We start from the raw sequence: 15,548 nt of genomic DNA on the forward strand, positions 1-15,548 counted from the left end.
GTATGAAAAAGAATATCAGATGGAACACAATGAAGATACTGGCAGCAGGTTTTCTGGGAGTGATCCTTGCAGGGGGAGTACTGTTATGGCTTCCTGCCTGCAATACCCGCCCGATTGCTTTTATGGACGCATTGTTTACATCGACATCGGCTGTCTGCGTAACTGGTCTTGTAACAGTGACCCCGGAAGCGCAGTTCACCCTGCTTGGACAGGTGATACTCCTGATCCTGATCCAGGTGGGAGGACTGGGGGTGATCGCATGTGTGACAGCCTTTTTTCTTATTTTACGGAAAAAGATTACGGTAAAAGAAAGGATTGTTATCCAGGAGACCTATAACATGGATTCGCCGGGCGGCATGGTGAAATTTATCTTAAGAATCCTGAAAGGAACCTTTATTGTAGAGGGAGTGGGGGCGCTGCTGTATGCTTTCCAGTTTATTCCGGAATATGGAGTAATAAAAGGAATCTGGTACTCTGTATTTCATGCGGTTTCTGCGTTCTGTAACGCCGGGATCGATATCCTGGGAAGCAGCAGTTTTGTAAAATACGTAAATAACCCTCTCATAAATGTGACGACGATGCTGCTGATCATCCTGGGAGGCCTGGGATTCATTGTCTGGTATGATCTGCTGGCCGGCATCCGAAGAGCGTGGAAAAAGGAAAATCCGGGAAGATGGTGGTTTACAAGGCTTTCCCTTCATTCTAAGGTAGTGCTGACAGTAACAGCCGGAATGATATGCGCCGGGGCTTTGAATTTCTTCCTGGCAGAGTACAGCAATCCGGATACTTTGGGAAATCTTCCGATTGGAAGTAAGATTATGGCATCCTTTTTCCAGTCTGTTACTACAAGAACAGCAGGGTTTGCAACCATTCCGCAGGCAGCTCTGACAACGGAATCCCAGATGGTGAGCTGTGTGCTGATGTTTATCGGCGGATCTCCCGGCGGAACAGCCGGAGGTATCAAAACAACAACCATCGGTCTCATTGTGATCTGCTGTATGGCTGTGGTGAAAGGAAGAGACGACGCAGAGTGTTTTGGCAGAAAAGTGGCAGAACGGAACATTCGTATGGGATCGGCTGTCATTACACTGGCAGTGATCGCGTTGTTTACCGGGACAGCTATTGTGGCAGGAATTGAGAAGGATGTATCCTTTATCCGGGTTCTCTATGAGACCTGCTCGGCAATCGGAACCGTGGGACTGACCGCTGACCTGACGCCGGATCTTGCAAGGGGCAGTCAGGCAGTTATTATGATCCTGATGTATATTGGCCGGATCGGACCGATGACGCTGGCGCTTTTGTTTGGCGGGCGGGCAAAACAAAAAGGACTGGAGCGGGAACTGCCCACACAGAGAGTTATGGTAGGTTAGGAAACAGCAGGAGAGAAGAAAAAAGATAGAACAGGCGAGGAGATCAGTATGAAGAAGCAGTATGCAGTCTTAGGTCTTGGAAATTTTGGAGTGAGTGTGGCGCTTTCTTTGCAGCAGCTGGGCTGTGAGGTAATCGCTGTAGATGAGGATATGGAAAAGGTGCAGGAGATTTCCGATCATGTCTCCTATGCCATGCGGGCAGATATCGGTGAACCATCTTTGATGAAATCACTGGGTGCCAGAAATCTGGATGGCCTTATTGTGGCGATCTCAGAGAATATGGAAGCCAATATCATGGCGACGCTTCTGGCAAAAGAGGAGGGAGTTCCCTATGTGCTGGCAAAGGCGCAGCACGAACATCATGCCGCTATCTTAAGAAAGATCGGCGCGGATGCGGTGGTGCATCCGGAGTGGGAAATGGGTTCCCGGGTAGCCAAAAATCTCGTGTCTGCAGATTTTGCGGATTGGATCACTCTGTCGGCGGATTACAGCATGGTAGAAGTGGAAGTGCCCCGCAAATGGGTCGGCAGGACACTGGAGGAATTGGATATACGAAAAAAGTACGGCATCAATGTAGTGGGCATCATGCGGGGAGAAGAGGTAGAGGTGAATCCGGATCCTTTCCGGCCCCTGCAGGATGACGGGATATTGATCCTGATCGGAAGAAATCAGGATCTGCAACGATTCAGGAAAGAGTGAGAAAAGTATGATTACAAGTACAGCCAATCCCAGAATAAAAAGACTTGCGGGACTTCAGAAAAAACGGAGGATGAGAGAGGAAGAGCAGGTGTTTCTGACAGAAGGACTTAGGATGTTTCGGGAAGCGCCGCCGGAAATGTTAAGAGAACTGTATGTCTCGGAAAGCTTTGCAAAGAAAGAAAAAGAACTGATCTGCCGGAAGGAGCAGGAGGCCCGCATTCAGGCAGAAATTCTTGCGGATCATGTGTTTTCCCACGTTTCAGATACAAAGACGCCCCAGGGAGTCCTGTGTGTGATGGCACGAAGAAAGGAGCCGTCTGCAGAGGAGATGTTTGATCTGCAGGCAGGCGGGAAGCCGCCTCTTCTTATGGTGCTGGATAATCTGCAGGACCCGGGAAATCTGGGTACTATCCTTCGGACCGGCGAGGGAGCCGGCGTGACAGGAGTTGTTATGAGCAGCGATTGTGTGGATCTTTATAATCCCAAGACTGTCCGATCTACAATGGGATCCGTATACCGGGTTCCCTGCAGGCGTGAGGATGACATGGAAAGATTTCTTCACAAGATGAAAGAAGCCGGGATCCGGATTTATGCGGCCCATCTGAAAGGGACGGCAGATTATGACGAGGAAGATTATACAGGCGGCAGTGCCTTTTTGATCGGGAATGAAGGAAATGGACTTAAGGAAGAAACGGCCCGGATGGCAGACACCTATATCCGCATCCCCATGGAAGGGGAAGTGGAATCGCTGAATGCAGCCATTGCCGCTACAATCCTGATGTTTGAGGCGGGGAGACAGCGAAGAAGGAAATAATATTGAAGAAACGCGGAAACAGTGGTATTATGGAAAGAAATCAGGCGGTCCGGATACAGCCGTGTGCCGACAAGACCAAAAGAAGAGAGGAACGAGTGATATGAATTTAAAAGGACGTAGTTTTTTGAAGTTAAGAGACTTTACTGCAGAGGAGATTTTATACCTGGTAGATCTTGCAGAGGAGCTGAAAGAAAAACGAAAAAGAGGAATCAAAGGACACAGCCTGCAGGGAAAGAATATTGCCCTGATCTTTGAAAAACCTTCTACAAGAACGAGATGTGCTTTTACTATCGGGGCGCAGGACGAGGGTGCAACTGCAACATATCTGGCAGGGTCCGAACTGCAGCTCGGCGAAAAGGAGAGTATTGAAGATACGGCGCGTGTTCTGGGACGTATGTTTGACGGAATTGAATACAGAGGATTTGACCACGAATTTGTAGAAGCTCTTGCACAGTACAGCGGCGTTCCGGTATGGAACGGTCTGACAGATCAGTGGCATCCCACACAGTGTCTGGCAACGCTGCTTACACTGAAGGAAAATTTCGGACATATTAAGGGACTGAAAATTGTTTATCTGGGAGACGGACGCAACAACGTGGCAAACAGCCTTCTGATGGGATGCAGTAAGGTTGGAGTGAATATTGCTATTGCAGCTCCAAAACGTCTGTGGCCGGATGCAGATCTTGTAGAGGAATGCAGAGGTTATGCAAAAGAGGCAGGTTCTGTAGTGGAAGTATCGGATGAACTGGATGTGGTAGAAGGAGCGGATATGCTCTATACGGACGTATGGTTCTCCATGGGCGAGGAGAAGAAAGAACAGGAGAGAACAAAGCTTGCCCTTCCGTATCAGGTAAATGCAGAGCTGATGAAGCGCACCGGCAAGGATACCACACTGTTCTCACACTGTCTGCCTGCAAATAAAGGAAAAGAAGTAACAGAGGACGTATTTGAAAGCGAGAAATCTGTTGTGTTTGACGAGGCGGAGAATCGTCTGCACACTATCAAGGCCATAATGGTTGCAACGCTTGGAGAATAATCACGAAATGAAAACAGAAATTTTATCCATGCTTCGGGCAGCAGATGGATATGTATCAGGGCAGCAGATCTGTGACAGGTTTCATGTGTCCAGAACTGCTGTCTGGAAAGTAATAGAACAGCTAAAAGAAGAAGGGTATGAAATAGAGGCAGTCCGCAGGAGAGGTTATCACCTGACCGGAAGTCCCGATGTGATGTCAAAAGCTGAAATTGAGAGCCGGATCGAGACAAAATGGGCAGGGCGGAATGTCTTTTATTATGAAGAAACAGATTCTACCAATACACGGGCAAAGGCCCTGGGAGAAGAAGGGGCGCCCCACGGCACTTTAGCGGCGGCGGATGCACAGAGTGCAGGGAAAGGGCGGCGCGGCAGAGGATGGGAGTCGGCGCCCGGAAAGGATATCTATATGAGTATCCTTTTAAAACCGCAGATCTCACCTGTGCAGGCGCCTATGCTGACATTGGTCATGGCTCTTAGCGTCGTAGAGGCGGTGAAGGAAGAGACCGGACTTGATGCCGGGATCAAATGGCCCAATGATCTTGTGATAAATAAGAAAAAAATATGCGGCATTTTGACGGAAATGAGTCTGGAAGAAGAACAGATCAGTTATGTGGTGATCGGAGTGGGGATTAATGTGAACCACGATGAGTTTCCGGAAGAATTAGCAGGGAGGGCTACTTCCCTGAAACTGGAATCCGGCAAAGAGTGGATCCGGGCTAAGCTTGTTGCACAGGTGATGGAAAAATTTGAAAAGAATTATGAGATCTTTCTGAAGGATGGGAGTCTTGCAGGGCTTAAAGAGCGCTACAACGGGCTTCTTTTAAATAAGGAAAGAGAAGTGCGCGTGCTCGATCCAAAGGGAGAGTATACGGCATTTGCTTTGGGGATCAATGAAAAAGGAGAGCTTCTTGTGGAGCGGGAGAACGGCAGACGCGAGACTGTGTTTTCCGGGGAAGTCTCTGTACGAGGAATATATGGATATGTATAAGGATAAAATTGTGCTCTGCGGGGCAAATTCATATGAGGAAAAATATTATCTCAATCCGGACTTTGAACAGCTTCCGGATCATGTAAAGGATGAGCTGAAGATCATGTGTGTGCTCTATGTACATGATGTGGGAGGAATCCTGACACTGGCTTATGAGGAAGATGGAACGCTGTGTTTCGAGGTGTCTTCTGTAGAAGGAGACGCCATGTTTGATGAGATCGGAAGCCAGCTTAAGATCAAGCAGCTGCAAAGGGAAAAAGAAGAACTTCTGGAGGCTCTTCAGCTGTACTATCAGGTATTTTTCCTGGGACAGGAAGAACAGAAAAAGGGGGACTGACGAATGCTGCTTGTAATGGATGTAGGCAACACAAATATTACAATGGGGCTGTATCGGGAGAGCGAGCTTCTGGCAAAATTCCGAATGACAACAAAACAGCCGAGAACTTCAGATGAATATGGAATAGCGATCCGGGAAATGATCCGGAACCAGGGAGAAAATCCGGAAGAAGTAGACGACATTATCATTGCGTCTGTCGTGCCGGACATTATGCATTCTCTGGGCAGCTGCATTATTAAATATTTTAACCGGAAGCCGATCATCGTCTCTGCAGGGATCAAGACCGGAATCCGGGTGGCAACAGAAAATCCGCGTCAGACAGGACCGGATAAGATCGTGGATGCAGTGGCGGCCTATTATCTGTATGGAGGGCCGGTTATTGTCATTGATTTTGGTACAGCGACTACTTATGATCTGGTAGAGCCGGACGGTACATTTGCAGTAGGAGTCATTGCGCCGGGGATCCGCACATCAGCAAGAGCGCTGTGGGGAGATGCAGCCATGCTTCCGGAGATTGAAATACGGAAACCGGATACTATTCTGGCCAGAGAGACAGTGTCCAGTATGCAGGCCGGACTGGTGTACGGCTATATCGGTCAGACAGAATATATTATTGACCGGATGAAAAAGGAATCCGGATATCTGGATGCGAAAGTAGTGGCAACAGGAGGACTTGGAAACATCCTTGCGGCAGCAACGGAAAGTATTGATATCTATGATCCGATCCTGACGCTGGAAGGTCTGCGCCTTATATATGAAAGGAATCGTTTCCGGGGAAAGAAGAAGGAGCAGGAAACGGAAAGGACATCTGACAGATGAAAATAGGAAATCTTACAATCGAGCACCCGTATGTGCTGGCACCGATGGCAGGCGTAACAGACCTGCCATTCCGTTTGCTCTGCAAAGAGCAGGGTGCCGGCCTTTTATGTATGGAAATGGTAAGCGCAAAAGCGCTTCAGTATGAAAATCGTAATACCAGGGAACTTCTGAAGATCCATCCCGAAGAGTATCCGGTATCCCTCCAGTTGTTTGGCTCGGATCCTGATGTCATCAGCGAGCAGGCCAAAAAGATAGAAGAACTTCCTTTTCAGATTTTAGACATCAATATGGGGTGTCCGGTTCCTAAAGTAGTGAAAAATGGAGAAGGGTCTGCTTTGATGAAGCAGCCGGATCTGGTCTATGAGATCGTATCCAAAACGGTCAAAGCAATTCAGAAACCTGTGACGGTAAAAATCCGTAAAGGCTTTGACGATTCCAGTATAAATGCTGTGGAAATCGCAAAGATTATTGAGGAAGCCGGCGGGGCGGCAGTGGCGGTTCACGGAAGGACGAGAGAGCAGTATTATTCCGGGGAAGCGGACTGGGATATTATCCGGCAGGTCAAAGAAGCGGTTGGCATCCCTGTTATCGGTAATGGAGATGTGACTTCTGTAAAAAAAGCAATGGACATGATGAAACGGACCGGGTGCGACGGGGTGATGATTGCCCGGGGAGCACAGGGGAATCCATGGATCTTCCGGGAATTGAAGCACTACGATGAGACGGGAGACATTCTGCAAAGGCCCTCCAATACAGAGATCAGGGATATGATGCTCCGGCATGCGGCGCTTCAGATCAAATATAAAGGAGAGTATCAGGGAATCCGTCAGATGCGCAGTCATGTGGCCTGGTATACCAAAGGGATGACGGGTTCTGCCAGGCTTCGGGACGCCATCAATCAGGTGGAAAGTTATGAAGAATTAAAGGCACTTCTGGAGGCGAAAATCTATTGACATTATAAAGTCTGTTATGTATAATATTGAAATTGCGAAAGTAGATTTATATAAGGGAAAGACCCTGACAGATATACAGAAATAAAGCAAGAAAGAGGAGAGGATAGTCATGGAAGAAAAGAAGAGAATTCTTACCTACACCGGTCTGAAGAAGCTGGAAGAAGAGCTGGAAAATCTGAAAGTCGTAAAGCGTAAAGAAGTTGCTGATAAAATTAAAGAAGCAAGAGAACAGGGAGACCTTTCAGAAAATGCAGAGTACGATGCAGCAAAAGATGAACAGCGCGACATCGAAGCACGGATCGAAGAGTTGGAGAAGATCCTGAAGAATGCGGAAGTTGTTGTGGAGGATGAAGTCAATCTTGATAAGATCAGTATTGGATGCATCGTTACCGTGTATGACGAAGAATTTGAAGAAGAGATAGAATTTAAGATTGTCGGATCTACAGAGGCCAACAGCCTGCAGGGAAAAATTTCCAATGAGTCACCGGTAGGAAGAGCCCTTCTTGGACATGAAGTCGGAGACAGCGTAAAAGTAGAGACGCAGGCAGGAGAACTGGAGTACAAAGTTTTGAAGATCGACCGTTCCCTCTAAAACAGGGCGGTATCTGATAATAAGGATAAAAGAGAAGAGGAGTGAAGATCAGTGTCTAATCAGCAGAAGAATGCCCAGGAACCAGATTTAAACCAGCTTAGAAAGGTACGCCGCGAGAAGCTGGCGGAGCTTCAGGCAAACGGAAAAGACCCCTATCAGGTTATGCGTTATGATGTGACATGCCATACATCTGATATTAAGGATCATTATGAGGAGATGGAAGGAAAGCACGTGACGGTTGCAGGCCGTGTGATGCAGAAACGTGTGATGGGAAAGGCATCCTTCTGTAATGTTCTTGATCAGAGCGGAAATATCCAGTGCTATGTTGCAAGAGATGGCATAGGAGAAGAAGAATACAAAGATTTCAAGAAGCTGGATATCGGCGATATTGTAGGTGTGGAAGGAGAAGTCTTTAAGACAAAGACAGGAGAGATTTCCATTCATGCCTCTGCAGTAAAGCTTCTGTCTAAGAGCCTGCAGATCCTTCCGGAGAAATTCCACGGACTGACAAACACAGATATGCGTTATCGTCAGAGATATGTGGATCTCATTATGAATCCGGAAGTACGGGATACATTTATCAAACGTTCTCATATTATCAGTTCCATCCGGAGATACCTGGACGGACAGGGATTCCTTGAGGTAGAGACCCCTATGCTTGTAAGCAATGCCGGAGGAGCTGCAGCAAGACCCTTTGAGACACATTTTAATGCTCTGGGAGAGGACTTTAAACTCCGTATTTCTCTGGAGCTGTATCTGAAACGTCTGATCGTCGGCGGGCTGGAAAGAGTGTATGAGATCGGGCGTGTATTCAGAAATGAAGGTCTGGATACAAGGCACAACCCGGAATTTACTCTGATGGAGCTGTATCAGGCATATACAGATTACAACGGAATGATGGATCTGACAGAGAATCTTTACCGTCATGTAGCGCAGGAAGTTCTGGGAACTACTAAAATCGTATACAACGGCGTAGAAATGGATCTTGGAAAGCCGTTTGAGCGTATCACTATGGTAGATGCCGTGAAGAAATATGCCGGTGTGGACTGGAACGAGGTAGAGACAACCGAGGATGCCAAGAAACTTGCGGACGAGCATCACGTAGAATACGAAGCGCATCATAAGAAGGGCGATATCTTAAGCCTCTTCTTTGAAGAGTTTGCAGAGGAACACCTGATCCAGCCTACTTTTGTTACAGATCATCCGATCGAGATTTCTCCGCTTACAAAGAAAAAACCGGAAAATCCGGAATACGTAGAGCGGTTTGAGTTCTTTATGAACGGCTGGGAAATGGCGAACGCTTACTCCGAGCTGAACGATCCTATCGATCAGAAAGAACGTTTCAAAGCACAGGAAGAACTGCTTGCTATGGGTGATGAGGAGGCAAACACGACAGATGAAGACTTCCTCAATGCACTGGAGATCGGTATGCCGCCGACAGGAGGAATCGGATTCGGTATTGACAGAATGTGTATGCTTCTTACAGATTCTGCGGCAATCCGTGACGTGCTTCTGTTCCCGACAATGAAGTCACAGGGAGCGGCAAAGAATGCTGCGAACAATGAAAGTCAGGCGGCACCGACAGCTGCAAAGGCAGAAAAACCGGCAGCGAAGATCGACTTTTCCAACGTGAAGATCGAGCCCCTCTTTGAAGAGATGGTAGATTTTGAGACATTTGCAAAATCCGATTACCGTGCTGTGAAGATCCTGGCATGTGAGGCTGTGCCCAAGAGCAAAAAGCTTTTGAAATTTACTCTGGATGACGGCGTTCGCAAGGACCGCGTGATCTTAAGCGGTATTCACGAGTATTACGAGCCGGAAGAACTGGTCGGAAAGACGGCGATTGCTATCGTAAACCTGCCGCCGAGAAAGATGATGGGAATTGACTCTGAGGGTATGCTGATCTCAGCAGTACATGAGGAAGATGGCCATGAAGGACTGAATCTTCTGATGGTGGATGACAGGATCCCGGCAGGAGCGAAGCTCTACTAGAAAATATTTGAATAAATATCGGATCAAATGGAATCCCTCTTTTTGCCTTTGGCTGAAAGAGGGATTTTCTGCTAAAACGACGCTTGCAGTGGTACATACCCATTATTTCCTTCTCGGCATGGTATTCTTCCTTTTGCTGGTTCTTCTGGAAAAGAGTTTTTCCTTTACCGGACCAAAGACCGGACGAGTATTGGATGTCTATCATATCGGGTTGAATCTGACAGTTGTTATGTTTGTTGTGCGAGGGATAGTTCAGGTACTGGGGACTGCGCTTTCCGCAGGTATGGACGCGGCAATTTCCGGTATTGCAGGAATCGGACACATCCTGCTGGGGATCAGTATGGTACTTCTGTTGATGCAGATCAGGCGGAGTGTTGCCGGGAAGGATGAACTTAAATAAGGGGAAATATCCCTTTGTGCAATGTTTGTGATATGCAGCTGGTAACTCACCGTCTGCGGTGGCTCTTTATCTCTGCCATAGCTTCAGAGAATGGGCGGGTGTTTCCGGCGGTAAGGTCATCCAAGCCTTCTTGGAGAAACCCACATAATTCACAGCGGCCTGCGAGCTGTTCATATGCCTCAATGCTCATAACAGCAAGGTCGCATTTGCCGTTTTTGGTGATGAAAACCGGCTCCGCATACTTATGACAGAAGGTGGAAATTTCATTATAGCTGTTGCACAGATCTGCGCTTGAACGGATATTTGGCATAAAAGCACCTCCCTTATCTTCCCCTTTTTTATGGTGTCAACTGATAGCGGCTAATATTTTTCCAGTTTTTCGGGAAGCCCATATGTTCCAACAGTTCCTTTTCTGTAATATGTACCAGATTTTTATTTGCTCTGGATATTTCAATGGTCAGTTTCCCTTTAAATTCCAGAAAATCCTCTTTGGGAAGGAGATGGCGGAAAGCAATCACAACGGCAAACAGATCGTTTTTACCATATAAGTATTGGATCCCCTGTTTGGGAATCCGCATTTTCTGGTGTAATGGAAGATCAGATATATTGTCGATTGTCCGATAGGTAAAAAGACGTTCGCCATGAGCGCATACATTCCTGAACTTTGTCAGCACTGACAGGAACTGCTCCATCTGCTTCCGGTTTATGCAGCCAAAGTTCTTACAGATCTTAGACTGCAGGGATTGCGGAAAAACCTTATACATCTTTGAAAGATTTCCAAAGGTAAGCACATTGCTTAATACCCATAAAGGAATATTGTTGTAATTGGCCCGGTAATAATTGATATAAACATAGTCTGTGGTATTTACCGCCCGTTGTAAGGTGGAGATTAAACGGGAAATAATCTTATGATTACGCTGGCTGTTGTTATAATTATTTTCGTCCAGATAAGCAGTCTGCGATTCACCGTATTTTTCTGCGAAGTAGTAGGACATCAGGGAACGCATATGACGCTCAATCTGCAAAAGGTATTTGAAAAAAAGCTCACGCAGATTAGAATCAAATTCATACAGAGCTACAATTTCATTAAAAGTAGTACCTTCTTTATATTTTTTTGTCAAAGGGATACGGAAAAGATGTTTGTATCCGCCAAATAAAGGAAAATAACCAATCCGCATCAGCACATCTTTTGCATATGTTTCATCTGTAATTACTAAATGCTTTTCTGACTTTAAAAGCTCAATCTGTTCGTCAAAAGTAGAAAATGTCTTTTGTGACGGCATAGTAAAATCTCCTTGAAATAAAAAGAGGGAGAGACCCGCAGGTTCTCCCCCGGTCACGGGCTTCGCAAGTTTCCGCAACACGATCACTGAACTAAATATAGCAAAACTGGCTTGAAAAGTCAATCCCGCAAATTCCGTTCTTTGTTATCATATGCGGAATGTATGGGGAAAATACATTTAGATTTGTATATATTTTCCAGTTTAAGCATATGGACAGGCTCACGGAGTAAGGAAAAACCTCGGTGAGCTTTTCACAGGTATGGGCGCGCGTCTGTGTCTGAATGGTATAATGATAAAAAAATTTTCAAAATAGCAAAATATAATGGGGAAAATGATAAAAAATTTATCGAAATGTTGAAAAAACCGATATTATCATATATGATAATTAATAGAACTGACAACGCAGGCATCTTAACTGTGCTCCGGTCAGGATGCCTCATTTGTAACCTGCATCAGGAAAAAAGGAAAGGAAATTCTATGCATAAAAAAGAAGAACTGCTAAAGAGATGTACAGAAATATTAAGCAAGGAATTGCCTGTATTGAGAAAAATAAACAATTTAACGCAAAAGGATCTGGGAGATATTATCGGGGTGAGCCGGCAGACGGTTACCAATATCGAGAGTGGAAAAAGTGAGATGAAATGGACCACCTTTCTGGCGATCATGTTTGTTTTCTCATTAGATCACAGTTCAGTCGAATATTTAAGGAGATTAGATATTCCTTATGCGGAAATAAAGCAATGGCTGGCTGAAAAGAGGGGAGAAAAATAGTTTATGGACTTTTCGATTGTCGTTCCAACATGGAACAGGTCAAAATTAGTGGATGCCTTATTGGAATCGCTGTATGAAGAACGAAAAAATTATGATCTGGGAGAGACAGAAGTACTCATAGTAGACAGCAGTAAAGGAGAAGAAAAGGCGGCCATTATGGCATCGTGTGAAAAATATGATGCACAGTATATAGAAGGGGATGACAGTGTCCGAAAGAAAAGAAACAAAGGAATTGACCTGGCCGGGTATGAGTACATATTGTTTATTGATTCCGATGTTACGGTAGGGCCGGGGCTTTTGAAAAGCCACGCGGCTACACTGAAGGAAGGTGAATCGAATCCGAAGATTACAGGTTCTTTCGGACTGACGGAGTTTGTCGGAAAAAAGAAATTCTGGTGGCATGTAATAGAACATACCTCCTTTCTGGATTCTTTCGGTTTTGCAAAGTTTATGCCGTTTGTGTCATGGACGATCGGAAATAATGTTGCTTTCCGCAGGGATGAATTAATTAAGATAGGAAAATTTGAAGAGAATTTTCCATTCAAGCTTGGCGGAGACGATCTTGATATGACTTACCGTTATACAAAAGCCGGTAATCTGATCAAAACAACGCCCGGGGCGGTCACTTATCATTCAAGGGAAACATGGAATACACGCAAAGCGGTAAATGACAGAGCGAAACGCTGGGGTACGATGGAATATCATATTTTGAAACGATATCCGGAACTGGTTCACAGGAGGCTGCCGATGACAGGCGATGTGGCAGCGCTTGTGACAGGCGTACTGGGAATCATGGCGCTTATTAAAGGATCCTGTGTGCCGATCCTGTTTCTGCTGGCGTGGTATCTGCTTTTATATTTTATGATGTATAGACATTATGTGTCCTGCAATGGGAAGGCAAATATTTTTTTCTGGACAATTGCCATGTTCCAGCAGGGGAAATACAGATTTTGGAGAATGGTAAATTCCATCAGGCATCTGGATTTTTCTCTTGCTTTCAAAGGGCAGTATTTTGGAATATATCATATAAAATCAGATTATCAGAACAGCGTAAAGAAAATATGGCTTTATTATGACTCGATTTTTATTCTTATCATTGCCATGATCTTTTATCGTTTTATTGTGTAGTAGTGAAAGGATATAGAAGAAGATGGATCGTATAAGTTTCAGTATTGTTGTGGCGACAAAAAGCAGAGTCCGGTTACTGACGGAGCTGATAGAGAGTATAGATGTCGCAAGGAAAAACTATTCCGGAGACTGTGAAGTACTGATCGTTGACGACAGCATTCCGGAAGAAAGCGAAGCAGTTCAGGCCGTATGCAGGGAGCATGACTGTAAATACATTTTTTATGAGAACAGTGTTTCTGCAAAAAGAAATTACGGAGTTTTGCAGGCTAAGAATGATGTTGTACTGTTTCTGGATTCGGACTGTATTTGTACAGAACATATCATAGAAAGATATGCGGAAAAATATACAGATGAAAAAATTGCTGCAGTTGCAGGCCCATTAGAGTTCGTAGGGGAAGACACCTGGTTTTGGAAGGCGATTGAAGCAACACCTTTTTTAACCTGTTTCTATCTGCCCAGGTTTCTTCCGAAAGTGGAATGGGGTGTGACTGCAAATTTTTCTGTCCGCAGACAGGTTTTCCTGGAAGTAGAGGGATTTGATGAGACATTTAAAAGACCGGCAGGAGAAGACGTGGATCTGGGTATGAAGATCTGTGAAAAAGGATATGAGATCAACGCGGCGGCGGAAGCGCTTGTCTATCACAGCAAAAAGACCTGGATTCCGGTGAAAGCCATGTTCCGCCGGCTTAACTTCTACGGGACAGCAGACTGTGATCTGATCCATAAGCACCCGGACAGAGGGGACGTGGTCCTGCCGAAAAGAAGTATGCTGTATATCATATATGCTCTCTTCCTTGTGCTGGCAGCCATTGCCTCCGGGAAATGGTGGGTATTGGCAGGAATCCCGCTGGTTTTCCTCGTGGAAAATATCGTGATGTCTCATCTGGTGAACCGCCTTTCCAGGGAGAAGAAGGCGACTTTATGCCAGCAGTTTGTAGCGCAGATGTTAATTCATGACAGCGATTTTGCCTATTTAAAAAGATGTGCGGTAACCGGACAGTTTTCGGATATCCGGAAACAGATGATCTACTATATGGGACAGTACAACGGTATGCTGGAAATAGGCTCTTACAATACATGGCTGCAGCTGCTGCTGTTGATGGGCATCGCAGCCCTCATAGTCTTCTTATTATAGAAAATTTGTGCGGAAAAAGCAGGGGGGAAATTTCTATGTATGAAAAAGAAATGAAAAAGTTGATGAAACTGTATGAGGACGGCATTTTCTCGCAGCCGTTTTACGCAGACAAGATTGCCGGGGCGCAGGATTTTGAAAGTTATGAAAATTTTTCAAAAATTCCGTTTATGTACAAGGATGATCTGAGAAACACAAAGCCATTCGATAGAACGTCGGCAACGACAAAAGACGTCTACGGCATTTTCTCAAGCAGCGGCACAACAGGCAGCAAAACTTTTTATGTATATAGTAAGAAGGATAAAAAAGTTTACAATGAATTTGTGAAAGCATTCTACAGTGAGCTCGGGGTAAATGAAAGGGACCTCGGAGGAGTATTTGCTCCGGTTGATACGGGAGTTATGGCTCACTCAATGATGTGGCAGTTTACGACCATGGGAAGCGGATATGTGAATTGTCCGGAGCCTTCTCCGGATAATATGATCGATTTTGTAGAAGCTCTGCCGATTACAATTATTGCAACAAGGCCAAGTGTGGTGTGTTCGATCGCAGACAATCCGCAGTACGTGAAAAGCGCCGGGGAATCCAATGTGAGAATGCTGCTTCTGGGCGGCGGGTTTCTGACGGAAGGGCGCAGGAAGTTTATTGAAAAAATGTGGGGAGCCAGCTGTTACAGTATGTTTGGCATGAGCGAAGTATTTGGGCCCATGGCCGGGGAATGCCGCTATCAGGACGGGCTGCACTATCTGGACAAATATCTGCTGATCGAAGTTCTGGATCCGGTTACCCATATGCCTGTAGAGCCGGGAGAGTATGGAGTTGCAGTGTATACGACCCTGTGGGATAAGGGCTTCCCGATCCTTCGGTATTGGACAGATGATTACATTGCAGTGGATACATCTCCGTGCCGCTGCGGCAGAGATCTTCCAAGATTCCGCTATAAAGGAAGGCTGGCGGACTGTCTGGAGATCAAGGGGCAGTATGTTTTCCCACGTATGCTGGAAGAATGTCTGTTCAGGTATGGTTTTGAAGGAGAATACCGTGCCGTACAGGAAAAAGGAAACCGGATCAAAGTGGTACTTGAGAAGAGGGATGGTTACAGCGTTTCGCCGGGGATGAAGAAAGAAATAGATGAATTGTTCATGAATGAGGTGGCAATAGAGTTTGTCCCGAAAGAAAAGCTTGCGTATGATGGGCATGCGATAAGGTTTATAAAAGAAAATGGTTAAGATAT

Annotated in this window: 17 protein-coding genes; 15 read left to right on the plus strand and 2 right to left on the minus strand. The window is 45.7% G+C overall.

What is annotated here, in order from left to right:
• The first annotated feature begins 2 nt into the window (after positions 1-2).
• The 11 genes from WJ238_RS06210 to WJ238_RS06260 all read left to right on the plus strand — a co-directional run bounded on the left by WJ238_RS06210 (position 3) and on the right by WJ238_RS06260 (position 10,000).
• Positions 3-1,370, plus strand: coding sequence for a TrkH family potassium uptake protein (locus WJ238_RS06210; RefSeq protein ID WP_337606444.1), 1,368 nt, complete (start codon positions 3-5; stop codon positions 1,368-1,370).
• Between the two features lie 48 nt (positions 1,371-1,418).
• A complete protein-coding gene (locus tag WJ238_RS06215; RefSeq protein WP_230107314.1) occupies positions 1,419-2,069 on the plus strand; it encodes a potassium channel family protein in 651 nt (216 codons plus the stop codon).
• 7 nt (positions 2,070-2,076) lie between these two features.
• The gene (locus WJ238_RS06220) at positions 2,077-2,883 is read left to right on the plus strand and encodes a TrmH family RNA methyltransferase (RefSeq protein WP_230107313.1); all 807 of its coding nucleotides are present in this window, start codon (positions 2,077-2,079) and stop codon (positions 2,881-2,883) included.
• A 100-nt stretch (positions 2,884-2,983) separates the two neighbouring features.
• Positions 2,984-3,919 (plus strand): ornithine carbamoyltransferase, encoded by a 936-nt coding sequence (argF, locus tag WJ238_RS06225; RefSeq protein ID WP_230107312.1) that lies wholly within the window; start codon positions 2,984-2,986, stop codon positions 3,917-3,919.
• A gap of 7 nt (positions 3,920-3,926) precedes the next feature.
• On the plus strand, positions 3,927-4,907 hold the full coding sequence (locus tag WJ238_RS06230; RefSeq protein ID WP_316267956.1) for a biotin--[acetyl-CoA-carboxylase] ligase: 981 nt from the start codon (positions 3,927-3,929) through the stop codon (positions 4,905-4,907).
• Positions 4,900-5,244, plus strand: coding sequence for a DUF6145 family protein (locus tag WJ238_RS06235; RefSeq protein WP_230107310.1), 345 nt, complete (start codon positions 4,900-4,902; stop codon positions 5,242-5,244). The genes WJ238_RS06230 and WJ238_RS06235 overlap by 8 nt, the downstream gene beginning before the upstream one ends.
• A gap of 3 nt (positions 5,245-5,247) precedes the next feature.
• Positions 5,248-6,063 (plus strand): type III pantothenate kinase, encoded by an 816-nt coding sequence (locus tag WJ238_RS06240; RefSeq protein ID WP_230107309.1) that lies wholly within the window; start codon positions 5,248-5,250, stop codon positions 6,061-6,063.
• Positions 6,060-7,016: a tRNA dihydrouridine synthase DusB gene (dusB, locus tag WJ238_RS06245; protein WP_337606445.1), complete on the plus strand. Its 957-nt coding sequence runs from the start codon at positions 6,060-6,062 to the stop codon at positions 7,014-7,016. Before WJ238_RS06240 ends, dusB begins: the two co-directional genes overlap by 4 nt.
• 109 nt (positions 7,017-7,125) lie before the next feature.
• Positions 7,126-7,608, plus strand: coding sequence for a transcription elongation factor GreA (gene greA, locus WJ238_RS06250; protein ID WP_230107307.1), 483 nt, complete (start codon positions 7,126-7,128; stop codon positions 7,606-7,608).
• A 51-nt stretch (positions 7,609-7,659) separates the two neighbouring features.
• Complete coding sequence (lysS, locus tag WJ238_RS06255) at positions 7,660-9,600, plus strand: lysine--tRNA ligase (RefSeq protein ID WP_337606446.1); 1,941 nt, start codon at positions 7,660-7,662, stop codon at positions 9,598-9,600.
• A gap of 7 nt (positions 9,601-9,607) precedes the next feature.
• Positions 9,608-10,000, plus strand: a complete 393-nt coding sequence (locus tag WJ238_RS06260) for a DUF2871 family protein (RefSeq protein WP_337606448.1) — start codon at positions 9,608-9,610, stop codon at positions 9,998-10,000.
• Positions 10,001-10,046: 46 nt separating this feature from the next.
• On the opposite strand, the gene WJ238_RS06265 is transcribed toward WJ238_RS06260, so the two are convergent.
• The gene (locus WJ238_RS06265) at positions 10,047-10,310 is read right to left on the minus strand and encodes a type II toxin-antitoxin system Phd/YefM family antitoxin (protein ID WP_316267990.1); all 264 of its coding nucleotides are present in this window, start codon (positions 10,308-10,310) and stop codon (positions 10,047-10,049) included.
• Positions 10,311-10,338: 28 nt separating this feature from the next.
• Entirely contained in the window at positions 10,339-11,283 is a 945-nt protein-coding gene (locus WJ238_RS06270; protein ID WP_337606449.1) for an Abi family protein, read from the minus strand.
• 273 nt (positions 11,284-11,556) lie between these two features.
• Here WJ238_RS06270 and WJ238_RS06275 point away from each other — a divergent pair, with 273 nt between their 5' ends.
• Genes WJ238_RS06275 through WJ238_RS06290 form a run of 4 tightly spaced genes read left to right on the plus strand, consistent with a single transcriptional unit; the run spans position 11,557 to position 15,543 of the window.
• Positions 11,557-12,054 carry a helix-turn-helix transcriptional regulator gene (locus WJ238_RS06275; RefSeq protein ID WP_337606450.1) on the plus strand — a complete coding sequence of 166 codons (498 nt, stop codon included), beginning with the start codon at positions 11,557-11,559 and terminating at the stop codon, positions 12,052-12,054.
• A 3-nt stretch (positions 12,055-12,057) separates the two neighbouring features.
• Complete coding sequence (locus tag WJ238_RS06280) at positions 12,058-13,182, plus strand: glycosyltransferase family 2 protein (protein WP_230107300.1); 1,125 nt, start codon at positions 12,058-12,060, stop codon at positions 13,180-13,182.
• Positions 13,183-13,204: 22 nt separating this feature from the next.
• Complete coding sequence (locus WJ238_RS06285) at positions 13,205-14,317, plus strand: glycosyltransferase family 2 protein (protein WP_230107299.1); 1,113 nt, start codon at positions 13,205-13,207, stop codon at positions 14,315-14,317.
• A gap of 35 nt (positions 14,318-14,352) precedes the next feature.
• A complete protein-coding gene (locus tag WJ238_RS06290; protein ID WP_256193460.1) occupies positions 14,353-15,543 on the plus strand; it encodes a phenylacetate--CoA ligase family protein in 1,191 nt (396 codons plus the stop codon).
• Positions 15,544-15,548 lie beyond the last annotated feature (5 nt).

It is taken from the genome of Claveliimonas sp. (assembly GCF_037273965.1).
GTDB classification, from domain to species: domain Bacteria; phylum Bacillota; class Clostridia; order Lachnospirales; family Lachnospiraceae; genus Claveliimonas; species Claveliimonas bilis.